Below are 21,677 nucleotides of genomic sequence, written 5' to 3' on the forward strand. Positions count from 1 at the left end.
TGGGTGCCGGGCCACCAGGGTCAGGTGGTGGGCAGGGCCTGGTCGCGAAACGGCAGCGCCGCATCGGTGAGCAGCCACTGGATCAGGTGGGCCGGGCTCAGATGCTCGGCCAATGCGATGGCCTGCGCCGACAGCTGGACCTTCGTGTCGCCCAGCCCTTGCTGCACCAGGGCGCGCGCGGCTTCGAGCACCAGGGGCCTGGCCGCCTCGATCGTGCCCGCGGGGTCGCCAGCGTCCACCAGCCGGCGGCGTGCATGCACCGGCACCTCTGCCAGCCGCACGATCGAGGCGATCAGCGCGGCTGAAGGGGCCATGCCTCCGGGGTGAAAGCCTTTCTGGGCGTCGACCAGCAGCCATTCGCGCTCTTCGTCGATGCACGCGATCGCGTCGCCGCAGACGGGGGGCACGGCTGGGCCCGACAGGCCGCTGGGAGCGCTCAGGCGCTCGAAGTCCGCGCTGTTGGCGTGCACCTGCGAAAGCCGGTTGTCCGAGAACAGGCGAAGGGTGCGGTTCAATTCCCGCCCCTCCTGGCCTGCCAGCGCCTCCAGCCGCACCAGCAGGCCCTGCACGGCCATGTGCCGCTGCGTCAAAGCGCTTTCGCAACCGGGCAGCAACAGGTTGCTGGACACCCAGAGCCCGGAAGAGCGGGGGAATCCGTCATCCAGAAGAATGGGAGGCTGGACCATGGACACGAGCCGCAGGCGAACGCCCGCGCCGTCATGGGGAACGATCCGGTGCGCTCCAGCGCCCCAGGCCTGGGGCGGCTGCCTGTCGGCGGCGCTCATTGAGGGTGAAGGCATGGCGATGCTCCGAAGAAGGCGGGACCCGCCGCGCGCGCGGCTGGCGCGCCATTGCGGTGGGGGCGCGGGTACTCGGTCTTGCGCAGGCCGCCCTGCGGCGTGATGCGGTAGATGATGTCGTCGCCGCGGGCTTCGATCCGCTGCCAGCCATGGCGCTCCATGAAGCGCAGGCAGCGGTGGTTGTCGTTCTCCACCGCGACCAGAATCTCGGCTTTCAGCGAAAACAGCCACTGCAGCGCCGGCTTGAGCAGCAGGGCCCAGAGGCCGTGGTAACGCGGCAGCACCGCGATGTGGGCCTGTTCTCCATCGAACAGGATGCCGCCGATCGGCGCGCCATCGGACTCGAAGCCGATGGATGGGCATTCGGCGTAGAACGCGGCGAAGGCGTCGCGGGTGACCGTCTGCGTGTAGTCCTGGGCGCAGCCCGCCGCGTAGCGGGCTGAATCCGCGTCGTAGAACACGCCCAGGTCGGCCTGGGGAGTGAGCTTCAGCATGGCGGCGGCCCTATGCGAGATCGCCAGCGATCTCGGGCTCCAGCTGGAGCAGTTCGCGCATGGATTTGCGCACGTGCTCGTCGCCGCTTTCCAGGCAGCTTTGTGCGTGGTAGTGCCAGGTCGGGTCGCCCAGGATGTTCAGGCACAGGGCCTTGAGTTCCGGGGCGGTGTCCTCGCCCAGCGTGTTCAGGTACTGAAGGGCCTCTTGCGTGTAGCCCCGCTGGATCGCGATGAGCACCGGAAAGATCAGGTACTCCTCGGTGTCCGGGCTGAGCGCATTCAGCTCCTCCAGCATGGTTTCCGCTTCGTCCAGCTGGTTCTCGCGGATGGCGTTGACCAGGGAGACGGCCAAGGCGGCGATGGGATCTTCGTGAACATTGGAGTCGTCCATGGTCATTGCCTTTCAAAAGAATGGAGGAAGAAGCGTCCGCGTCAGGCGCGGATGTGCATGTGCATGTCGATCGACACGCGGGTTTCGGTGGTGCTGGCGGGCAGCTGGGGCAGCTGTGGCAGTTGCGGCAGGCCCTTGCCGAGGGACAGGCCCGCGGCCACCCCCTGGTTGGCGGTGTCGATCACCGACTGCATCACGCCGCTGATCACGTCCTTCACCACGGACTGGATGCGGTCCTGGATGCCGGCACGCAGGTCCGAGCCCAGCTGGCTGCCCACGCCGCCAGCGCTCGGCGACGATGCGCCGCCCGTCGGTTGCAGGCCCTGCAGGCCCTTGGCCATGACCTGATCGACGATGCCCTGGATGGCCTGGTCCGCCACGCCGAGCAGCTTTTCCTGGATGGAGTTCTGCAGGCCTTGCTTGAGGTCCGAGGCCACCTGGCGGCTGCCCGACTTCAGGCCCGTCGCGTTGCGCGGGCTGCTCACGTTGGACAGCGTGTCCTCGAGCACGCCCTGGCCGAGCGCTGCCAGCGCGCTGTTCTGGTCGAGCCCCAGCTTGGGCAGCAGCGTGTACAGGGCGGCTTGCACAGCGGCCTGGATGGCCATGTCGACGGCGTTGTGCACCGAGTTCTGCACCGATTCCTTGACGGCCTCGCGGCGGGTCTGCGGCGGCACTTCGTCCGGGCCCTGGGCCTGGCGCGAGCCATCCGCGCCGCGGCGGCCGCGGGTCTGCACGGCCGTGCTGGCGGCGTCCTGCAACGCACCGCCGACCAGGTTCGTGCCGGTGCCGACCGCGTTCGAGTCGTTGTTGGGGTCCAGCGTCTGCTGCAGGCTGAGCATCAGCTTGTCGATGGTGCTCTGGACGACCGTGTCGACCGCATCGCGGGCCGCGGTTTCGGCAGCGTCTCGCGCGCCCTGGCGGAAGCCCGTCGGAGGCGTGTCGCACAGCTCGTCCACGCCCTGGCGGTTGGTCGTCAGGCGCGTGCCGGACAGGTCGTCTCCGTCCTGGCGCAGGCCGGGCGAGCGGGTGTCGGGCAGGTCATTGGCGCCCTTGCGGAAACTCTCGCCATCGGCGAAACGGCCCGCGCGCGAGGAACTCAGGCCGCCGCTGGTGGCCGCGCCGATCGTGTCCACCGCCAGGCCACCCAGCAGCGATGTGCCGTTGGGGTCCAGCACCTTGGACGCGGCCTTGGTGACCTCCTGCGTGGCCAAGTCGATGGTGGAGTCCACCGCCAGGCGCGCCACGTTCTTGGCGATGCCGCCGGGCCCGAAATTGGAGGCGGTTTCCATGGCGCCCAGCGCCAGGTCCTTGATGCCGTTCAGGGCCTGAGACAGGTTGCCTTTGGCAATGCCCTTGGCCAGGCCCACGGCGCCCTTCTTGATGCTCGTGAGGCCGCCCTCGACGCTGTCCACGGCGGTGTCCACCACCTTCTGGGCGACGCTCTGCACCTTCTTGAGCACCTTGTCGAGCGCCCCGTCCAGTAAGGTATTGGCCGCCAATGCGGCCGGCGTGAGGTTGATGGCGCCGCGGGCGATGTCTCCGCCCGCCTCTCCCAGCTTCTTGAGACCGGCCGCCGCCCCTTTCAGATCGAGCGTGGCCAGGCCTTTGGCAATCTGCCCTACGCCCTGAACAGCCTTTTCAATGCCCTTCGCGATTGATTTGAACGCGTTTTTTTATCGCACCCATGGATTGACCCCTTGCAGTTGATGAAGAAATGCACTGGACGGCAATCGGCCTTTTCGGAACGGAAAGGGGGCGGTTGCAGGACCCAACGCGGAGGTTCCGACTTTCCGCGTGGCAAGCGTATGTAAACGCTCTGTATGCGATGCGGATTGCGGCCATGCGAAGTGCGGCGGGCTCCGGCGTGGCGCGGGAGAGCGGCGCGCCGCAGGGCTCGTTGGGGCGCCTGCGAGGCGTCGCAGGGGCCGGCGCCCCGCGAATCCGTCCTTTGCACTGCGGGGTGGGCAGGCAGGTGATAATCGCCGCCATGCCTCATCCGCGTCCTTGCCTGGCGGCACCCTTCCCCCTTCGTTGGCGCAAGCCTGCGAACTGACACCCCTGGTGCGCCGCGCGGGCGCGCATCCCAAAAAAGTCTCCCTCCGCTGCCTCGGCAGCCGCGGACGCGCCCGGACCGGGCCGCGCCGTGTGACGGGAGTGCATTTCCCAACGGGGGCCGGGCCCGGCACCCCAAGCATTCAAGAGGTCAAAGCCATGCTGCTGATGGTCGACAACTACGACAGCTTCACCTACAACATCGTCCAGTACTTCGGAGAGCTGGGTGCCGAGGTCGAGGTGTACCGCAACGACGAGATCACGCTGGAGGGCATCGCCGCACGGGCGCCCGACCGGCTCGTCATCTCTCCCGGGCCGTGCTCGCCGGCCGAAGCCGGCATCTCGGTGGCCGCCATCCACCACTTCGCCGGCAAGCTGCCCATCCTGGGGGTGTGCCTGGGCCACCAGGCCATCGGGGCGGCATTCGGCGGCACCATCGTGCGGGCCCAGGAACTGATGCACGGCAAGACCAGCGTGATCACCACCACCCAGCAAGGCGTGTTCGCCGGCCTGCCCGAGCAGTTCACGGTGAACCGCTACCACTCGCTGTCCATCGAGCGGGCCACCTGCCCGGACGTGCTGGAGGTGACGGCCTGGACCGACGACGGCGAGATCATGGGCGTGCGCCACAAGACGCTGGACATCGAGGGCGTGCAGTTCCACCCGGAAAGCATCCTCACCGAGCACGGCCACGCCATGCTGCGCAACTTCCTGCAGGCGCGGCCATGATCGAGACGCACCAGCTGCTCCTGTTCATCGCGGCCGGATGGCTGCTCAACCTCACGCCCGGGCCGGACGTGCTCTACATCGTCACGAACGCGCTGAAATCCGGCGTGCGCGCCGGGCTCGTCGCGGGCTTCGGGATCACGGCCGGGTGCTTCGTGCACATCGTCGCGGCGGCCGTGGGCGTGGGGGCGTTGCTGGCCGCGTCGGCCACGGCCTTCACGGCACTCAAATGGGTGGGGGCCGCCTACCTGCTGTGGATGGGCGTTCGCATGCTGTGGGCCAGGGCCCCTGCCGGCGCGGCCGATGGCGCCGATCTGGCCGCCGCGCGCGCCGCGCCCTCGGCGCCAGCTTCGCTGAAGAAGGTGTTCCTGGGCGGGTTCTGGACCAACGTGCTCAACCCCAAGGTGGCCATCTTCTTTCTGGCCTTCGTGCCCCAGTTCATCGCACCGGGCACCGAGAACAAGGCCTGGGCCTTCGTGCTGCTGGGCGTGCTGTTCAACATCAACGCCATTCCGGTCAACGCCGGCTGGGCGCTGGCGGCGGCGTGGATGGCCCGCCGCCAGGGTGCGATCCAGCGAGGCATGCATTGGCTGGACCGCGTGGCCGGTGCGATGTTCATCGGTTTCGGCATCCGGCTTGCGCTCTCCGAGCGTCCCGGCGCCTGAGTTTCATTCGAGGAAACGGAATGTCCATTACCCCCCAGGAAGCGCTGCAGCGCACCATCGAGCACCGCGAAATCTTCCACGACGAGATGCTGCACCTGATGCGCCTCATCATGCGCGGCGAACTGTCGCCCGTGATGACGGCGGCCATCGTGACCGGCCTGCGCGTCAAGAAGGAAACCATCGGCGAGATCGCCGCCGCCGCGCAGGTCATGCGCGAGTTCTCCAACAAGGTCCACGTGCCGGACACCACGCACATGGTGGACATCGTGGGCACGGGCGGCGATGGCGCCAACACCTTCAACATCTCCACCTGCGCGATGTTCGTGGCCGCCGCTGCCGGCGCCAAGACCGCCAAGCACGGCGGGCGCGGCGTCTCCAGCAAGAGCGGCAGCGCCGACGTGATGGAGTCGCTGGGCGTGCACATCAACCTGCCGCCCGAGGCCATCGCGCGCTGCATCGCCGAGGTCGGCATCGGCTTCATGTTCGCGCCCAACCACCACCCCGCCATGAAGAACGTGGCGCCGGTGCGCAAGGAAATGGGCGTGCGCACGCTGTTCAACATCCTCGGGCCGCTCACCAACCCGGCGGGCGCGCCCAACATCCTCATGGGGGTGTTCCACCCCGACCTGGTGGGCATCCAGGTGCGCGCGCTGCAGCGGCTGGGCGCCGAGCACGCCGTGGTGGTCTATGGCCGCGACGGCATGGACGAGGTCAGCCTGGGCGCGGCCACGTTGGTGGGCGAGCTGAAAAAGGGCGAGATCACCGAGTACGAAATCCACCCCGAGGACTTCGGCCTGGCCATGGCCAGCAACCGGACCCTGAAGGTGGACACCCCCGAGCAGTCGCGCGAGGTGCTGCTGGGCGTACTGCGCGGCCAGCCCGGCCCGGCCCAGGACATCGTCTGCCTGAATGCCGGCGCGGCGCTGTATGCCGCCAATGTGGCCGACTCGATCGCGGACGGCATCGTCCGCGCCCGCGCCGCCATTGCCAGCGGAGCCGCCCTCGCCAAGCTGGAGCAACTCGTCGCGCGCACCCATGCGCTGGCGGCGGACTGAGGGGGGCCCTATTGCGGAGGGTCGGGTGCCCGCCGCGGTCGTCCATCGATACAAAAGAGGCTCTAGGAGCCGGAGAAGGTTTTCGACATGAGTGACATCCTGAACAAGATCATTGCCGTCAAGCGCGAGGAAATCGCGGCAGCGCAAAAGAAAGCGTCCCTGGCCGCCATTCGCGCGGATGCGGAAAGCCGCGTGCTCACGCGCGACTTCGAAGGGGCGCTGCGCGCAAAAATAGCCAAGGGCCAGGCGGCGGTGATCGCCGAGGTCAAGAAGGCCAGCCCGTCCAAGGGCGTGCTGCGCGCGGATTTCATTCCCGCCGACATCGCCCAGAGCTATGCCGAGGGAGACGGCAAGGTGAGCGCGGCGTGCCTGTCGGTGCTGACCGACCGGCAATTCTTCCAGGGCCAGCCCGACTACCTGAAGCAGGCGCGCGCCAGCTGCCAGCTGCCGGTGCTGCGCAAGGATTTCATGGTGGACGCCTACCAGATCTATGAATCGCGGGCCATGGGCGCCGATGCCATCCTGCTGATCGCGGCCTGCCTGGACGATGCGCAGATGGCCGATTTCGAGGCCATCGCCCGCAGCCTGGACATGGCAGTGCTGGTGGAGGTGCACGACGGCGCCGAGCTGGACCGGGCGCTGCGCCTGCGCACGCCGCTGGTGGGCATCAACAACCGCAATCTACGGACCTTCGAGGTGTCGCTCTCGACCACCCTGGCGCTGCAAAAGAACGTGCCGGCCGACCGCCTGCTGGTGACCGAGTCGGGCATTCTCTCGCCCGCCGACGTGCGGCAGATGCGCGATGCGGGCGTGAACGCCTTCCTGGTCGGCGAGGCCTTCATGCGGGCGCCGGAACCCGGCGAGGCCCTGGCCAAGCTGTTCGCCTGACACCGGTTTGCTGGATGCTATTAAATTAATAGCTATATGCCCTAGATCTTATTGTGCTGGAGGCTGTTTTGAGCATGAATGATTCCGTGGCGCCGTCCACCCAGCTGCACAGCGCCGATCCTGCCGACTGGCCCGTGGCGGCCGGATGGCAGCCCCTGGTGGATGCCTTTTTCGCCGGTGCGCGGGGGCAGGCGCTGCTGGCGTTTCTGAAGGCACGGCTGGCGGATGGCGCCGCCATCTTCCCGCCCCGGCCGCTGCGCGCGCTGGAGCTGACCCCGCCCGATCAGGTGCGCGTGGTCATCCTGGGGCAGGACCCGTACCACGGCCGCGGGCAGGCCGAGGGCCTCGCGTTTTCGGTGGCGCCCGGCGTGCAGCTGCCGCCTTCGCTGCGCAACATCTTCAAGGAGATGCAGCGCGACCTGGGCACCCCCTTTCCCGCCTGGCCCGAGCCGGGCGGCAGCCTCGCCAAATGGGCCAAAAATGGCGTGCTGCTGCTCAACACCTGCCTCACGGTGGAAGAGGGCCAGGCCGCCATCCATTCCGGCAAGGGCTGGGAGGAGCTCACCGACGCAGTGATCCGCCATGTGGCCGAGGGCGATCGGCCGGTGGTGTTCATGCTGTGGGGCTCGCACGCCCAATCCAAGCGCGTTTGGATTCCGGGCGACCGGGGCCATCTGGTGCTCGCCGCCAACCACCCTTCGCCGCTGTCCGCGCTGCGCCCGCCGGTGCCGTTCATCGGGTGCGGGCACTTCGGCAAGGCGCGGGAGTTTCGCCAGCAGCACGCCGAGAAGTAGCCACGGCGTGAGGGCTGGGCGGGCCCCCACGCTTTGCAAAGGGGGCTTCGCCAGCCCCTGAGCTGCTTCGGGTTTTGAGAGTCTTTCCGCAGTACCACAGCCATCCTTCAGGCTGTAGATTGACTTCGTCAAGGTTTTCCATGCCCTCAGGAAATGTGAACCGTCGCGGCCATGCCGCAAGGGCACCGTCCGGTCCTGCCACCACGCCACCTTCGCAAGGCGCGTCTCCCTCGGCCAGTACATCGGCAGGGCGGCAGCGCGGCTCCTCGGTCCACCAAGGCGGGCCTTCGGATACTTTGCGCTCGCGCAGCGGTGCGGAGGCCAGTGGCTCTGCCAACGCCGCGGCACAGCGTCCCCGAACCAGCGCCCTCCCGCAGCGCGGTGTCTTGGAAACAGCGTTGGCGCGCCCTTCGCCTGCAGCCCTGGCGGCGGGCAGAACCATCGACGAGGCGGTTCCCTTCCTCCAGCAATATCACACGGCCTCGGACAGGATGTCGATGGCGACCCATGCTCCGGCCATGCGCTTCACATCGTCCCGTGCTTTCCCGAGAGCCCAGGCTGCCATGGAGGCGCTGGGCAAGCTGACGATGGGCCAGGCGCAAAAGCTCGGCCCACTCTTTCCGGTCTTTATTGAGCAGCAGCGGACGATGGCTGCTTATCGCCTGGTCATGACGACGCCCAAAGTTGACGTCAAGCCGCTGCGGGATAAGCTTCTTTCTTATCCTGACATGGCGACCGCCCGGGCATTGTGGACCCGCTATATCGAGCAAACGGATACGCAACTCAAAGAGCTGGAGCCTTGTGCCGTCGCGTTGGCAGAAACCCTGAAGTCGCTAGGGAAGCGGGAAACGTTCGAATCGACGGCCGGTGCCGAAACAACGCTCAAGGCTGCAGTCATGGGCACGGCCGAGAGCCGGCTCATCGCCATCAATTCGCACGTGGATCGAGTGATGCTGAGCATCATGATGCTGACGCTGGCCGACGAGACTGAAAGCGTGACCGGCCAGACCCGGGAAATGCAGAAAGGACTCGTCGGCGATGTCGTGCGCATGCGCGGCGTCGTGGATCTGCTGCAGGACGCGCGCGTCGGGCCCCTGCCTGGCAAGGAGGCATGGCTTCAAAACTACGTGAAGGTGCTGGAACACCACGCGCACGATCACCTCACGGCCGCGACCCGGGATCTGCCGCCGGACCAGGACCTGGCCGCATCACCGGTCGGCAGGGCGGCGCTGGAAATGGCGGCGAGCATCCGGCTCCTGACCACCGAGATCGGCGAGGTGCTCAACGCGTACAAGCTTTCGCCACAGATCGCAGAGCGCGTCCATGAGTTCACTACGGAGGGGCAGGCAACGACCGCGCGTGAGGCTCCGCTCGAGTCGGAAGAGCCCGCCGCCGCAGCGCAGGAAGCCGCGGCCTCCGATCAGGCGGCTCAGGCGCAGTCGTCCAGGCCCGGCCGCAAATCCCGCCGCCATGCGAAGGCCACGCACTCCGCATCGGGGGCATCGGCTGCCTCGGCTTCGAAGCCCGGCTTGTCGGTGCAGCAGCAGGTCTGCATCGAACTGGCGCAAGCACGCGTCAACCAATTCCGCAAGCCGCCAGCGGCGCCGTCCGGAGCGCGCTTCGACTTCTTCGCCCTGGCGGCGTCGATGAAGCAGGACACGAAGGACATCCGGGCTGCGCTCGACGCCGGCACCGATCCCGTCAATGCGGGCCAGATGATGCGCCGCGCGCTGGTGGAATGGTTCGGCCAGCCCGGCATCTGGGCCCAGCGCAGCCAACAGCTTGACGGTTTGACCGGCGTCGAACTGGAGCCGAAAACGGTCGAGTTGCAAAAAGAGGTGGCCCAGCGCGCTGTACAGGTGCAGACCTTGCACGAGCAGGTCAGTGCGTTCGAGATCGATCTCGTGAAGCAATACGCGCTGCCGAGGGCAAACCATGTGTCCATGCTGCTGAACTCCGGCGCGGCCGTGCCGGACGGGGCGGTCCGCAAGCTGCCGTCCGACGGCGATCCGGATGGCGACCACGGCACGCTGTTCGAAGTGCGCCTTGCTGTGGAGCCACTGTCGAACGGGCAGCCAGCGGCACCTCTCTATGTGCACTTCCATACCAAGAACGTGGTAGGAACCGATGCCATCGCCAATATCTCCCCCGGCGAGCTGGCGGCAGTGCATGTCAAAACGGCCGAACAGCGCGCGCTGGGCCGCAAGTGGGAAGCCCTCAATGCCGCGTTGCTAGGACCAGTGCACCGTGGCGCCTTGACGGATCAGGTACTGGTGGATCTGCAAAAGTCCATGAAGGCATGAGTTTGCAGCCCTTGCCCATCGCGTTCGAAGGGTAGGCCCGTGTCCGGCGAACACGTGCAATCGGCAGGCACCTCTCGGAACGACCGTGGCCATCGCGCTGTGCAGGATCAGGCGGCAGTGCCCGCTGACGACCAGCATGCCAGCGTGTCGGCCAGCCCATCCAGCCACTTGACGGAGCGCCTTGTTCCCCGCTCCAGCGGCGCCGCGGCGAGCCATGGGGCGCCTGCGCCCCGTGCGCAGTTGCCCGCGCAGCGGGTACCGACGCCGGCGCAGCAACAGCAGATTGAGAAACACGAAAAAAAGCAGGTAGCCATGGCCGCCGCCCAGACGGTTGGCGGTGCAATGGCTTATCTCCGTACTTTCGACCAGCTTTGGACGCGCGGGCTCGTCACGGTCGAGAAACAGCAGCGCACGTTGTGGATGGCCTTTCAGTCGGCAGATCGCGGCATTGCGGCCTTCAAGGAGATGACCGAACTTCACCGGGCCGGTGAGGACGGACGAACATCGTTCGTGGCCCTCTACAACAAGCGCGCAGCGCTGGCCGCCACCTTGGTGGGCTACCTTCCCCCATTGCCTGCCGAGGCAGGCTACTCGCTTTCGCAACGCATGCTCCAGGCGCGCTCGGAGCCAGTGGACCTGCCAGCGCTGGACCGCGACCTGCATGCCTACCTCGGTCAGGTTGATCTCGCCGTCGAGGCGATCGAACCTTATCTCCGTGCGACTTCCGAGGCGATCGAAAACCTGAGTGCGCCCGCCCATCTCAAGGCCTATCCGACGATGACCGAGAACTTGAAGGAGGCCATCCTCACGCTCACGAATCTGCGGATGAGAGCGTTCGATCTGCACAAGGAGCAGATCTGGACATTGTGCAATCGCATGGTGGTTGCAGAAGGCTTGAATGGCACGGAGATTCTTCGAGAGACCGTCGCGCTGCTGACCTGTGCGGCAAACCTGTCGGACGCCCCTGCGATCGACCTGCTGCAGGATGCCCGCATCCCCCGGCAGCAACCGATGGTGAGCCGCATGGAAAACGGCGCTTTGCTTTTGCGTGAGCACGCCGAGACATTCATCGTGCTCGCGAGCCGCCACTTCGACACCGAAACCGGTGCTTCGCAGTCCGGCGCTCTCGACTTCGCCAAGCGGCTGGTAGCCGCCGTCGGCGCGCTGGCCCAGCAGTGCGATGCGGTGCTGAACGCCCACAAAGTCTCCTACACCGTTGGCAAGCTGTTGGAAGGCAACACATTCCTGGGACATCCGACGCGACGCGAAACCGCAGCGTTGCCGGACGACGATGCGCAGAGCGATTCGGTGTTGGAAGAAACCGCCGCGTCCGGTTCCGCTCGCGCAACACGGCCCACGCGATCCGGTATGGGCAAGGCACGCAAAGCCTTCGCGCGCAACAAGGCGGATCAGGAGACCGCCCCTGCGCTGTCCCTGCGACAGACGGTCGTGCTGGAGCTGGCCCAGGAGCGTCTGAAAACGTTCCCTGCGCCAAAGCTCGGCGGGCTGCGCGGGCCTGGCGACTTGTTGGCGCTGGCCGAATCGATGCACAAGGACGCTTGTGCAATCAGCGCAGCGATGGACCCGCGCACCGAGCCGCTGAGCGCCGTGCGGCAGATGCGGCAAACGCTCGATGGATGGTTCGGCGTACGGGGGCAGTGGCAGGCCCGGCGCGAGCAGCTGGCGGCGGCGGGCGTGGCGGGGATGCCATCGGTCTCGGACGCGCTCCAGGCGCTGAATGAGCGCATCGCGGCGATCGAGGGACTGCACCGGTCCGTCGATGCCATCGGGGCCGATCTGATCAAGACCTTTCCGTACCCTGACCTGAAACATGTGTCGCACCTGCTGAACATGGCGACTGACGCCGAGGCGCAAGGGTCGGCCCCGCGGATCGGCGCTCCCCGCAAGCTGCCATCGCACGGCGACCTCGACCACCGCCACGGCACCCTGTTCGAAGTGAAGATCGATACGGGAAAGCTGGCGGATGGCCGGCCCGCGCCCGCGCTCTACGTGCATTTGCATGCCAAGGCGCCGATCACGGCCGAGGCGTGCCGCACCGTGCCTTTCGAAGCCCTTGACGCGTTTCATGTGAAAACTGCCGATCAGCGGGGCAAGGGTCCGACCTGGGAGTTGCTCAACGACGCCCTGCACAGCGTGCACCGGGGCGTGCTCGACGCCGAGGTGCTGAAAGCGCTGCAGCACCGCATGGCAGGCCCCTGATCCTGCAGGCCTGCCCTGCCGCCTGTCACAGTCCCGGCAACTCTTGCTTCAGCCGCTCCAGAAAGGCCTGTGCAGCCACGGGCAACGCGCGGCCGGCGAGGGTCTGCACTTCAATGTCGCGCAGGTCCATGCCCGGGTCGCCGAGGGGCCGGGCCACGATGGCGCCTGCGGCCACGGCATGGCGCGTGGCGATTTCGCTCGATACCGATACGCCGCCGCCATGCGCCACGAACTCCAGCACCGTGCGGGCGTGGTTGCTGACCAGCACGGGCTCCAGTTGCAGGCCCTGGCGGCTGCAGGCCATGTCGATCATCTGGCGCACGATGGTTTCCTGCGGCGGCAGCACGAGCGGGAACCGGGCCATCTGCGCCAGGCTGACGCGGCTGGCGCCGGCCAGCGGGTGCCCGGGCGGCAGCATGGCGAGCACGGGCGCGCTCTGGCGGTGGGCCACCTGGATGCCGGGCTGCGGCGCGCGGCTGAAGCACAGGCCGATGTCGGCCACACCCGTGCGCACGGCCTCCGGCACCTGCGCGGTGGGCAGCGCCGTCACCGTGAAGCGGATGCCCGCATGCTCGCGCTGGAACGCCACGCACAGCCGGGGCACCAGTTCGTTGGCGAACACATCCGAGGTGGCCAGGCGCACCTGGCCCGCACGCAGCCCGAGCAGCGCGCCGATCTCGCCCAGCGCGCGCTCCGCGTCCAGCCCGGTGCGCCGCGCATGCGTGGCGAGGATCTCGCCGGCCGCCGTCAGCACCATGCCGCGCGGGTGCCGCTCGAACAGCGGCGTGCCCAGTTGCGCCTCCAGCCCCGCGATCTGGCGGCTCAGGGCCGATGCGGCCACGTGCAGCCGGGCGGAGGCTTCGGTCAGCGATCCGCATTGCGCCACTTCGAGGAAGTAGCGCAGGGCGGTGTCTTGCAGCAGGTGGGCTCGCATGGTGGAGAAAGGCGCAAACGGCTTTGAAGGGGCTTGGAACGGGTTTGCTCGGGAATGTGCAAAGTATCGAGTGCTTTGCCGTTGCGGCAAAGGTCTTTGCCGAATTGCTGTTGGTCAGCAGGCGCACCGATTCCTAAGATGGCCCCTTTTGCCGCGTGCCCGATCGGAGTGCTCCATGCGATTCGTGAATTTCACCCGTTGCCTGCTCGTTGCGTTGTCGCTCACCGCGACGGCCGGCGGGGTCTCTGCGCAGGCCTGGCCCAGCCACCCCGTGCGCGTGATCGTGCCGTTTCCGGCCAGCGGGGCCACCGATCTGGTGGCGCGCGTGGTCACGCAGCGCGTGTCGCAGGACCTGGGCCAGCAGATGGTGGTGGACAACCGGCCCGGCGCGGGCGGCACCATCGGCGCGGCCGAGGCCGCCAAGGCCCCGGCCGACGGCTACACGCTGCTGCTGACCACCAGCAGCACGCACGCGATCTCGCCCCACCTCATGCCGCGCCTGGCCTATGACCCGCGCAAGGACTTCACACCCGTGGCCCACGTGGCGGACGCCGCCAGCGTGCTGCTGGTCACGCCCTCGCTGCCCGTCAAATCGGTGGCGGACCTGATCGCCTACGCCAAGGCGCACCCCGGCCAGCTCAACTACGCCAGCAGCGGCAACGGCACCATCGTGCACCTCAATGCCGCGGCCTTCAGCGCGCAGGCCGGCATCGAGATGACGCACGTGCCGTACAAGGGCACGGCCCAGTCGATTGCCGACCTGGCGACGGGCCAGGTGCATGTGCTGTTCGACTCGATTCCCACCGGCATGCCCCACGTGAAGAGCGGCCGCCTGCGGGCCCTGGCCGTGACCAGCCAGCAGCGCAGCGCGCTCGCGCCCGAGCTGCCCACGCTGGCGGAGTCCGGCCTGCCCGGCTATTCGTCGGTGACCTGGTTCGGCGTGTACGCACCGGCCGGTGCGCCGCCCGCGCTGGTGGAGCGCATCCACCAGGCCTTCGCCAAGGCCATGCAGGCCCCGGACGTCATCGCCAGCCTGGCCAAGCTGGGCGTGGAGCCGGCCCGGCCCAGCACGGCCGCGCAGTTCGCCGCCATGGTGCAGGCCGACAGCGCACGCTGGGCCGCCGTGATCCGCGAGCGCAAGATCACCCTGGAACAATGAGTCCGCCCCGAGCGCCTTTCCCAACCCAAGGAGACAAGACATGACCCAAACGCCCCCACCGAACGCCACCGCCCTCGACTGGGGCCAGCCCTACGCCTCGCACCGCAGCCCCGTCATGGGCCGCAACATCGTTTCCGCCTCGCAGCCCCTGGCCGCCCAGGCCGGGCTGCGCATGCTGATGGCCGGCGGCAACGCGGTGGACGCGGCCATTGCCACGGCCATGGCGCTGACGGTGGTGGAGCCCACGGGCTGCGGCATCGGCAGCGATGGCTTCGCCATCGTGTGGGATGGCAAGGAACTGCACGGCCTCAATGCCTCGGGCCGCTCGCCGGCGGCCTGGACGCCCGAATACTTCGCCCAGCGCGGCGGCATTCCCGAGTCCGGCTGGAACGCCGTGACCGTGCCCGGCGCGGTCTCGGCCTGGGTCGCGCTGTCGAAGCGGCTGGGCAAGCTGCCGTTCGCGCAACTGGCGCAGCCCGCCATCGAATACGCGCGCGGCGGTTTTCCGGTCTCGCCCATCATCGCCACGCAGTGGGCGCTGGGGGCGGACCGGCTGGGTGCCCAGCCGGGTTTCGCGGAGTGCTTCATGCCCGGCGGGCGGGCGCCGCGCGCGGGCGAGATCTTCCGCAGCGAAGCGCATGCCCGCACCCTGGAGCTGATCGCCGACACCGGTGGCGAGGCCTTCTACCGCGGCACGCTGGCCCGCCAGATGGCCGCCCACGCGCAGGCGAATGGCGGCGCGATGACCGAGGACGACCTCGCCGCGCACCAGGCCGACTGGGTGGGCACGGTGAGCCAGCCGTTCGGCGACGCGGTCGTGCATGAAATCCCGCCCAACGGCCAGGGCATCGCCGCGCTGATCGCGCTGGGGCTGCTCGACGCCGTGGGCATCGGCACGCGCCCCGTGGACGACGTGGAGACGGTGCATGCCAGCATCGAGGCCATGAAGCTCGCGCTGGCCGACCTGTACGAGCACAACGCCGACATCGACGCGATGCGCGTGGCGCCGCGCGACCTGCTGGACCCGGCCTACCTGCGCGAGCGTGCCCTGCACATCGATCCGGCGCGCGCGGGCGATCCCGGCCACGGCGCGCCGCGCCGCGGCGGCACGGTGTACCTGGCGGCCGCCGATGCCTCGGGGATGATGGTGTCGTTCATCCAGTCCAATTACATGGGCTTCGGATCGGGCGTGGTGGTGCCGGGCACCGGCATCAGCCTGCAGAACCGGGGCCACGGCTTCAGCCTGGTGCCGGGCCATGCCAACGAGGTGGGCCCGCGCAAGCGCCCCTCGCACACCATCATTCCGGCGTTCGCCATGCATGCCGACGGCACGCCGCGCATGGGCGTGATCTCCGGCAGCACCGTCACGCAGCTCACCTTCAAGGAAGTGGCCGGCTTCACCGAAGGCATCGGCGTGGTCATCAACACCGCCGCGTACCCGATCACCAAGGACTACATCGACCAGGCCCACGCCGCCGGCCTCAAGGTGCACGGCTGGACCTTCGCCCAGGCCAACGCCGCCACGGCCGCCACCGAGTTCCGCAGCTACCTGGACATGGGCATGGACGGCATGTTTGCCAACTACCCGGACCTGGCGGTGGCGGCGCGCAATGCGTTCGTGAACAAGTAAGCCAGCCAGCTGGTCGCCTTCTGGCAGGCGACCGCCGGCAGCGCGCCGGCCGGTGGCCTGCCGGCGCGTGGCACCCGCCCTGGGTGCCGAAGACCGGCTCGCCTGTGTGCGGCGGACTCCTCTCGGGCAGCAGCCCTCGTGCAAGTATTTGCTAAGTGCTGCCTGCGAGATCAGCGCGACACGCCTGGTCCATCGCGGTTTTTGGCCTCTCTCTTCCCACTCGGCGTCGTATTTGGGTTGCTATTAAATTAATAGCTATACGCCCTAGAAAGATATGCGCTGGAGGCCATTTTTTCTCATGGCTCCATCTGTGCGATGGCGCTTTACCCGAACGCCATCCCGGGGTTTCCGTCAGTTAGAAATCAGCCACTCCCGCTATAAGCTGCAACAGACAGATACATAAATCGGGAGGGCTGGGGGGATGGAATGGCAACCTTGATACCGGCGCTGGGCGCCTGCGCGGGCCGCATGACCTCGGGCGAGCGCCGCCTGGCCGAGCGGCTGGAGCAGAAGCTGGAGGACGACTACCTGCTCTGGTGGGACGTGCCCATCGGCCCCAAGCAGACGCGGCCCGACTTCGTGGTGCTGCACCCCCGCCGCGGCGCACTCATCCTGGAAGTGAAGGATTGGCGCCTGGACACCATCCGCAACGCCACGCGCGAACGCTTCGAGATCGCGCCCGAGGGCCAGCTCAAGGTCGTCATGAGCCCGCTGCAGCAGGCGCGCCACTGCGCGATCCAGGTCGTCAATGCGCTGGAGCGCGACCCGCAACTGGTGCAGGGCGAAGGCCCCTACCAAGGCAAGCTCGCCTTCCCCTGGGGCCACGGCGTGGTCTTCACCCATATCACCCGCAAGCAATTCGAGGGCGCGGGCCTGGGCGAGGCGATTCCGTCCCACCTGGCCATCTGCAAGGACGAGATGTTTGAAGACGTGGACGCCGAGGCCTTCCAGCAGCGCCTGTGGGCCATGTACCCGCACACCTTCGGCCGCAAGAGCGCCATCACCCTGCCGCAGCTCGACCGCGTTCGGTGGATCCTGTTCCCCGAAGTGCGCGTGCCTCAGCAGCAAAGCCTGTTCGGGCAGGGCACTGGCGGAGAGGGGGGCGACAGCGACGACGATGAAGACGCCCGCCTGCCCGGCATCATGCGGGTGATGGACCTGCAGCAGGAGCAGCTCGCCCGCAGCCTGGGCGACGGTCACCGCGTCATCCACGGCGTGGCCGGCTCGGGCAAGACCATGATCCTCGGCTACCGCGCCGAACACCTGGCGCAGACGCAGACGGCGGGCGCCAAGCCCATCCTCATCCTCTGCTACAACGAGCCGCTGGGCGTGAAACTGGCGGCCACCTTCCAGGCCAAGGGACTGCAAGACCGCGTGCACGTGCGCCACTTCCACAAATGGTGCCGCGACCAACTGGTGACCTACCACCTGCTGCCCGAGGGCACGCAGCGCTGGCCCGTGGACAAGCTGATGGCCGAGTACGTGCAGCGCGTTATCCACGGCGTGGATGCGGGCCACATTCCCGCCGGCCAGTACCACGCCATCCTCATCGACGAGGGCCACGACTTCGCGCCCGAATGGCTCAAGCTCGTCACGCAGATGGTGGACCCGGCCACCAACAGCCTGCTGCTGCTGTACGACGACGCGCAGAGCATCTACGACCGCGCCGACAAGAAGAGCTTCAGCCTGAAAAGCGTCGGCATCCAGGCCCAGGGCCGCACCACCATCCTGAAGATCAACTACCGCAACACGCGGCAGATCCTGCAACTGGCCCACCGCATGGCCGGCGGCCTGCTCCAGCCCGAAGACGCCGTGGGCGGGGAGGACGGCATCCCGCTGCTGCAACCCATGAGCTGCGGTCGAGAGGGCCCGGAGCCCATCGTGATAGACCTGCCCACGCTGCCGGAGCGCGCCGCACGGGTGGCGGAATTGCTGGCGGACCAGCATGCGCAAGGGCATGCGTGGGGCGATATGGCGGTGCTTTGCCGGCATTACAGCGAGATGGAGGAATGCTCGGCGGCGTTGGTGCGAAAAGGGCTGCCGCACCGGATGCGAAAGAGGTCAGGGGATTACCGGCCGGAGGAGGACACGATCAAGGTCATGACCATGCATGCGAGTAAGGGGTTGGAGTGGGCGGTGGTGGCGGTGGTACAGAGTGATGAGCGAAATAAAGTGGAGAGGTCTGGGGTGGACATCGAGTTGCAGGCACGTCTGGCATATGTTGCGTCGACCAGAGCCACGCAAAGGTTATTGCTGACTGCAAATGTCGAGAGGTTTCATAAGAATCATGTTTGAACAATTGTTGAAATTCATTGATGTTAATTTGAGAGGGGGAGCGATGAAAAATAATCCATTAATTGATGAAATAACTTCGAAAGAAGAGATTGAATCGATCAAGGCAGTTTATAAAATATGTATCGATAGAGAAATTTTGAAATTGATCAGTTGATTCAAAGAAATAATTTTTTCATGCTCTTCCAAGGCGTTTTGCTAGGTGCTGCACTACAGAACCAAGCTAGCAAGCCATTTGTCGAGTTGGTGATAAGTATTGCTGGAATTCTTGTTTCCATTTATCAGCTTCAAATGGCATGTGGTGCGAAGTTTTGGCAGGAATGGTGGGAAAGTCGTGTGGATCACTATGAGAAGAAATTGCGGGAGATACAGACCAAGCAATCAGGTCATTTTTTTGATTTGTTCGTCAGTCCTTTCGAAGAAGTTCATGAAGAGATTCGAAAAAGATTTGCTATGAAGCGCGGCTCAGGATTTACCAACTTTCTAATATTGCGAGCATTTGGGGTGGGGCGCGCACCTATAAAAGTTAGCTTGGCTTTATTATTTGCTTGGATTATATTGACTTTGCATACTCTTGATTTTGGTGCCATCTCGAATTGGTCAATTCCTGTGAAGGGGTTTACTTTTGTTAATCTGACGGGGGCTAAATAAATATGCATTTTGTTCGCAAGAAAGAAATTGCCTGCTGCAGGATGCTGTAATTTGAAATTTTTTGCTCATGCGGAATCAACAATATCTCGCGCAAAAAATTCTCGATGATATTAGTTTGGGGAAATGATTTTCTCTTGCATGTTGTTGAATTGAATTGTGCTGGCTGTAGGTCATATTTTATCGATAATAATATGAATTTTTACCCTTATCCCGCTCTAGAGTTGTCGAAGCAGAAAAATGGTTTGCTGGAGGCAGATAAATTGTCGATTTCGACTTTTTGGAATAAGGTTGACTCTTATTTTGGAGAGTATGCATCCCTAGGTGTCGGTTGTTACATATTTTCTATTAGGGCTGGCAAAGGCGCTCTTCCTTGGTATGTGGGGCTCGCTGAAAAGCAATCATTTCAAAAGGAGTGCTTTACTCCGCATAAAATAAATCATTATAATAATGCGCTTGCCGCAAGGAAGGGCACACCTCTTCTAACAATTATTCCAAAGTACACGCCCAGTGGCGTGCTCTCCGGTCCAAATGGAAACGGACACAAAGATATTCAGAAGTTGGAAATAATGCTTATAGGAAATTGCCTGACTCGCAATAAGAGTCTTTCAAACCTGCGAGATACCAAAATCCTTCGGGAAATGGTGGTGCCTGGACTCTTAAATACGGCCCCCGGAAAACCGAGAAAAGAGGTTCAAACATTCAAATCTCTTCTTGGTCTTTAAAGGGTGATGCATTTTTATCTGCATTGTTTCGTGCCCCACGTGCGCCTTCCCTTCACTCAACCCCGCACCGACGCCCCCGTCGCATAAAACTGCCCACCAGCCACGTAATGCAGCGTGCGCAGTCCTTCCGGCGCTTCGTCGAAGTGCCAGTGCCCTTCCCGAAACACCCGCTCGTCCGCCCACGCGGCCACCACCTCGGCGATGAACAGGTCGTACGCCTGCTGGTTGTGCGGCTCGGGCACCACGCGGCACACCAGCCAGGCGGCGCAGCCCTGCACCAGGGGCGTGGCGTCGTGGCCGGGCGCGTGGAACAACCCCACGCCGTAGTGCTGCAGCTTGTCGGGTCGCGCCTTGGCGCTGTCGGTGCCCACGCCCACGGTGAGCGCGGCCATGGCCTGCGTGGGCAACTGCAGCGCGAACTGGCCGCTGGCTTCCACCAGCTCGCGCGTGCGCGTGGCCTTGTCGATCACCACGGTGACCTTCGGCGGGCTGAAGTCCAGCGCGCAGGCCCAGGCGGCGGCCATCACGTTGTCGGTGCCGGCGTGGTGGGCGGAGACGAGCACGGTGGGGCCGTGGTTGAGCAGGCGGTAGGCCTTGTCGAGCGGGACGGGGGTGAAGTGGGTGGGTGGCATGGCGGGAGGAGCGGCAGGGTGGATGGGATGGGGATGGGGATGAGGTGAGATGGGACTGGGTTGCAGGCAGCGGTTGGCGTGGGGTCGAAACGTGATGCTCTGCTTTTGATAGCAATATGCCCTAGTGTCAATTGCGCTGGTGGCCATTTTGATGCTTGGTTTATCAGCGCGGACCCGGAGGGTTTCCCCCACTGGCCCGAACCCCTCCGGGATGTCTCCAAGGCGGCGCGCAGCGTCCGCGGGCGCCGCGTGCCCGGGCAGGCGGCCGCTACCATCGTCCGATCCCTTTTTTGCCCGGCGACGGGTGCCACGGAGACAAAAGCCATGTTCAGTCATGTGATGTTGGGTGTGAGCGATCTGGAAGTGTCCAAGCGGTTCTACGACGCGGTGCTCGGCACGTTGGGCATCGCCCCCGGGTCCGCCCACAAGAACCGCTATTTCTACCGCAGCCCCACGGGCACGTTCGCGATCTCCACGCCCATCAACGGCGAGCCGGCCTGCCACGGCAACGGCAGCACCATCGGGTTCACCGTGCAGTCGCCGGAACAGGCGCAGGCGTTTCACGACGCGGGCGTCGCCCACGGTGGCACGACCTGCGAAGACCCGCCGGGCTTTCGCGAGGGCCCGAGCGGCGCGCTGTACCTGGCGTATCTGCGCGATCCGGACGGCAACAAGCTCTGCGCACTGCATCGGCCGCCCAAGGTGTGAGGCGCTCGCTGCGGTCGGGACGGCTTTCAGCGCGGCAGGCGTCAGCCCGGCGTTGAGGGCGGTTGGTGCGGTGGGTGGCCGGTGCCGTCCTCCGGGCCCGCGGGCAGGCCGGCCAGGAACCCCTCGATCCGCTGGGCCATCGCGTCGGGCCGTTCGCGGTGGGGCACGTGCCCACGCCGGGCAGGATGTCCACACGCGCCGGCCCGGCGGCCCAGCGGGCGATGCGCTCGGGCTGCTCCGTGGAGCCGTATTCGTCGCGGTCCCCATGCAGGGCCAGCACGGGGCAGGTGACGCGCGCCATGGCCTCGGCGAGCGACCAATCGGCAAAACCCGGGTGCAGCCAGGTGTCCACCCACGCGCTCAGCATCCAGCGCGCCTGGTCGGCGCCGTGGTAGCGGGCCAGGCGTTCCAGGGCGCCGGGTTGGTTGAACTGGTCGCGCGCCTCGCGGATGCCCTGCAGCGTGCGCTCTTCCACGCAGGCCTGGGCGGCGATGGTGATGAGCGCGTCGCAGTCGCTGCCCGCCGCGCCGCCGGGGCCGTCACCCGGCGTGCCCCGCGTTG

Annotated in this window: 21 protein-coding genes; 15 read left to right on the top strand and 6 right to left on the bottom strand. The window is 66.1% G+C overall.

What is annotated here, in order from left to right; all coding sequences use genetic code 11:
- Positions 1–20: 20 nt before the first annotated feature.
- From AC27KI_RS01980 to AC27KI_RS01995, 4 genes are read right to left on the bottom strand one after another with little or no spacing between them, the layout of a single operon-like run.
- Entirely contained in the window at positions 21–800 is a 780-nt protein-coding gene (locus AC27KI_RS01980; RefSeq protein WP_284431044.1) for a hypothetical protein, read from the bottom strand.
- Positions 782–1,294, bottom strand: coding sequence for a GNAT family N-acetyltransferase (locus AC27KI_RS01985; RefSeq protein ID WP_284431045.1), 513 nt, complete (start codon positions 1,292–1,294; stop codon positions 782–784). Before AC27KI_RS01985 ends, AC27KI_RS01980 begins: the two co-directional genes overlap by 19 nt.
- A gap of 10 nt (positions 1,295–1,304) precedes the next feature.
- Positions 1,305–1,685 carry an HrpB1 family type III secretion system apparatus protein gene (locus AC27KI_RS01990; RefSeq protein ID WP_272565598.1) on the bottom strand — a complete coding sequence of 127 codons (381 nt, stop codon included), beginning with the start codon at positions 1,683–1,685 and terminating at the stop codon, positions 1,305–1,307.
- A gap of 41 nt (positions 1,686–1,726) precedes the next feature.
- On the bottom strand, positions 1,727–3,184 hold the full coding sequence (locus AC27KI_RS01995; protein WP_487112301.1) for a hypothetical protein: 1,458 nt from the start codon (positions 3,182–3,184) through the stop codon (positions 1,727–1,729).
- Positions 3,185–3,896: 712 nt separating this feature from the next.
- Between AC27KI_RS01995 and AC27KI_RS02000 the strand changes: the two genes are divergently transcribed.
- The 7 genes from AC27KI_RS02000 (at position 3,897) to AC27KI_RS02030 (ending at position 12,388) form a co-directional block, all read left to right on the top strand.
- Positions 3,897–4,466: an aminodeoxychorismate/anthranilate synthase component II gene (locus AC27KI_RS02000; protein WP_284394222.1), complete on the top strand. Its 570-nt coding sequence runs from the start codon at positions 3,897–3,899 to the stop codon at positions 4,464–4,466.
- Entirely contained in the window at positions 4,463–5,128 is a 666-nt protein-coding gene (locus AC27KI_RS02005; RefSeq protein WP_487089800.1) for a LysE family translocator, read from the top strand. The genes AC27KI_RS02000 and AC27KI_RS02005 overlap by 4 nt, the downstream gene beginning before the upstream one ends.
- Before the next feature lie 20 nt (positions 5,129–5,148).
- Positions 5,149–6,183, top strand: a complete 1,035-nt coding sequence (gene trpD, locus AC27KI_RS02010) for an anthranilate phosphoribosyltransferase (RefSeq protein WP_487089801.1) — start codon at positions 5,149–5,151, stop codon at positions 6,181–6,183.
- 87 nt (positions 6,184–6,270) lie between these two features.
- Positions 6,271–7,071, top strand: a complete 801-nt coding sequence (gene trpC, locus AC27KI_RS02015; protein WP_487089802.1) for an indole-3-glycerol phosphate synthase TrpC — start codon at positions 6,271–6,273, stop codon at positions 7,069–7,071.
- Between the two features lie 74 nt (positions 7,072–7,145).
- The gene (locus AC27KI_RS02020; RefSeq protein ID WP_487112303.1) at positions 7,146–7,865 is read left to right on the top strand and encodes a uracil-DNA glycosylase; all 720 of its coding nucleotides are present in this window, start codon (positions 7,146–7,148) and stop codon (positions 7,863–7,865) included.
- A 563-nt stretch (positions 7,866–8,428) separates the two neighbouring features.
- Entirely contained in the window at positions 8,429–10,168 is a 1,740-nt protein-coding gene (locus AC27KI_RS02025; protein ID WP_487089804.1) for a hypothetical protein, read from the top strand.
- A gap of 39 nt (positions 10,169–10,207) precedes the next feature.
- On the top strand, positions 10,208–12,388 hold the full coding sequence (locus tag AC27KI_RS02030) for a hypothetical protein (protein WP_487112305.1): 2,181 nt from the start codon (positions 10,208–10,210) through the stop codon (positions 12,386–12,388).
- Positions 12,389–12,413: 25 nt separating this feature from the next.
- Here AC27KI_RS02030 and AC27KI_RS02035 read toward each other — a convergent pair whose 3' ends face one another.
- Positions 12,414–13,322, bottom strand: coding sequence for a LysR family transcriptional regulator (locus AC27KI_RS02035; RefSeq protein ID WP_284394199.1), 909 nt, complete (start codon positions 13,320–13,322; stop codon positions 12,414–12,416).
- A gap of 175 nt (positions 13,323–13,497) precedes the next feature.
- Here AC27KI_RS02035 and AC27KI_RS02040 point away from each other — a divergent pair, with 175 nt between their 5' ends.
- The 6 genes from AC27KI_RS02040 to AC27KI_RS02065 all read left to right on the top strand — a co-directional run bounded on the left by AC27KI_RS02040 (position 13,498) and on the right by AC27KI_RS02065 (position 19,776).
- Positions 13,498–14,481: a Bug family tripartite tricarboxylate transporter substrate binding protein gene (locus AC27KI_RS02040; protein WP_487112307.1), complete on the top strand. Its 984-nt coding sequence runs from the start codon at positions 13,498–13,500 to the stop codon at positions 14,479–14,481.
- A 40-nt stretch (positions 14,482–14,521) separates the two neighbouring features.
- Positions 14,522–16,111 carry a gamma-glutamyltransferase gene (locus AC27KI_RS02045; RefSeq protein WP_487112309.1) on the top strand — a complete coding sequence of 530 codons (1,590 nt, stop codon included), beginning with the start codon at positions 14,522–14,524 and terminating at the stop codon, positions 16,109–16,111.
- 426 nt (positions 16,112–16,537) lie between these two features.
- On the top strand, positions 16,538–18,406 hold the full coding sequence (locus AC27KI_RS02050; protein ID WP_487112311.1) for a DEAD/DEAH box helicase: 1,869 nt from the start codon (positions 16,538–16,540) through the stop codon (positions 18,404–18,406).
- Positions 18,399–18,560: a hypothetical protein gene (locus tag AC27KI_RS02055; RefSeq protein ID WP_487112313.1), complete on the top strand. Its 162-nt coding sequence runs from the start codon at positions 18,399–18,401 to the stop codon at positions 18,558–18,560. Before AC27KI_RS02050 ends, AC27KI_RS02055 begins: the two co-directional genes overlap by 8 nt.
- A 20-nt stretch (positions 18,561–18,580) precedes the next feature.
- A complete protein-coding gene (locus tag AC27KI_RS02060; RefSeq protein ID WP_487112315.1) occupies positions 18,581–19,054 on the top strand; it encodes a RipA family octameric membrane protein in 474 nt (157 codons plus the stop codon).
- 191 nt (positions 19,055–19,245) lie between these two features.
- The gene (locus tag AC27KI_RS02065) at positions 19,246–19,776 is read left to right on the top strand and encodes a hypothetical protein (protein WP_487112317.1); all 531 of its coding nucleotides are present in this window, start codon (positions 19,246–19,248) and stop codon (positions 19,774–19,776) included.
- Positions 19,777–19,832: 56 nt separating this feature from the next.
- Here the strand turns inward: AC27KI_RS02065 and AC27KI_RS02070 are convergent, their stop codons facing one another.
- Positions 19,833–20,408, bottom strand: coding sequence for a flavin reductase family protein (locus AC27KI_RS02070; protein WP_487112319.1), 576 nt, complete (start codon positions 20,406–20,408; stop codon positions 19,833–19,835).
- Positions 20,409–20,732: 324 nt separating this feature from the next.
- On the opposite strand from AC27KI_RS02070, the gene AC27KI_RS02075 reads away from it, so the two are divergent.
- Positions 20,733–21,116, top strand: a complete 384-nt coding sequence (locus AC27KI_RS02075; protein ID WP_487112321.1) for a VOC family protein — start codon at positions 20,733–20,735, stop codon at positions 21,114–21,116.
- Between the two features lie 265 nt (positions 21,117–21,381).
- A partial coding sequence (locus AC27KI_RS02080) for a hypothetical protein (protein WP_487112323.1) occupies positions 21,382–21,677 on the top strand: 296 nt, incomplete at its 3' end.

Source organism: Acidovorax sp. KPB24-03 (genome assembly GCF_057546605.1).

What these genes read in the sequence shown, in the direction of transcription:
- AC27KI_RS02020 (WP_487112303.1), top strand. Translation starts at nt 7,146, where the DNA reads ATGAATGATTCCGTGGCGCCGTCCACCCAGCTGCACAGCGCCGATCCT.
- AC27KI_RS01980 (WP_284431044.1), bottom strand. Translation starts at nt 800, where the DNA reads ATGCCTTCACCCTCAATGAGCGCCGCCGACAGGCAGCCGCCCCAGGCC.
- AC27KI_RS02075 (WP_487112321.1), top strand. Translation starts at nt 20,733, where the DNA reads ATGTTCAGTCATGTGATGTTGGGTGTGAGCGATCTGGAAGTGTCCAAG.
- AC27KI_RS02065 (WP_487112317.1), top strand. Translation starts at nt 19,246, where the DNA reads ATGAATTTTTACCCTTATCCCGCTCTAGAGTTGTCGAAGCAGAAAAAT.
- AC27KI_RS02060 (WP_487112315.1), top strand. Translation starts at nt 18,581, where the DNA reads ATGCTCTTCCAAGGCGTTTTGCTAGGTGCTGCACTACAGAACCAAGCT.
- AC27KI_RS02050 (WP_487112311.1), top strand. Translation starts at nt 16,538, where the DNA reads ATGGCAACCTTGATACCGGCGCTGGGCGCCTGCGCGGGCCGCATGACC.
- trpD (WP_487089801.1), top strand. Translation starts at nt 5,149, where the DNA reads ATGTCCATTACCCCCCAGGAAGCGCTGCAGCGCACCATCGAGCACCGC.
- AC27KI_RS02070 (WP_487112319.1), bottom strand. Translation starts at nt 20,408, where the DNA reads ATGCCACCCACCCACTTCACCCCCGTCCCGCTCGACAAGGCCTACCGC.
- AC27KI_RS02005 (WP_487089800.1), top strand. Translation starts at nt 4,463, where the DNA reads ATGATCGAGACGCACCAGCTGCTCCTGTTCATCGCGGCCGGATGGCTG.
- AC27KI_RS01985 (WP_284431045.1), bottom strand. Translation starts at nt 1,294, where the DNA reads ATGCTGAAGCTCACTCCCCAGGCCGACCTGGGCGTGTTCTACGACGCG.
- trpC (WP_487089802.1), top strand. Translation starts at nt 6,271, where the DNA reads ATGAGTGACATCCTGAACAAGATCATTGCCGTCAAGCGCGAGGAAATC.
- AC27KI_RS02040 (WP_487112307.1), top strand. Translation starts at nt 13,498, where the DNA reads ATGCGATTCGTGAATTTCACCCGTTGCCTGCTCGTTGCGTTGTCGCTC.
- AC27KI_RS02035 (WP_284394199.1), bottom strand. Translation starts at nt 13,322, where the DNA reads ATGCGAGCCCACCTGCTGCAAGACACCGCCCTGCGCTACTTCCTCGAA.
- AC27KI_RS02000 (WP_284394222.1), top strand. Translation starts at nt 3,897, where the DNA reads ATGCTGCTGATGGTCGACAACTACGACAGCTTCACCTACAACATCGTC.
- AC27KI_RS02055 (WP_487112313.1), top strand. Translation starts at nt 18,399, where the DNA reads ATGTTTGAACAATTGTTGAAATTCATTGATGTTAATTTGAGAGGGGGA.
- AC27KI_RS02045 (WP_487112309.1), top strand. Translation starts at nt 14,522, where the DNA reads ATGACCCAAACGCCCCCACCGAACGCCACCGCCCTCGACTGGGGCCAG.
- AC27KI_RS02025 (WP_487089804.1), top strand. Translation starts at nt 8,429, where the DNA reads ATGGAGGCGCTGGGCAAGCTGACGATGGGCCAGGCGCAAAAGCTCGGC.
- AC27KI_RS01990 (WP_272565598.1), bottom strand. Translation starts at nt 1,685, where the DNA reads ATGGACGACTCCAATGTTCACGAAGATCCCATCGCCGCCTTGGCCGTC.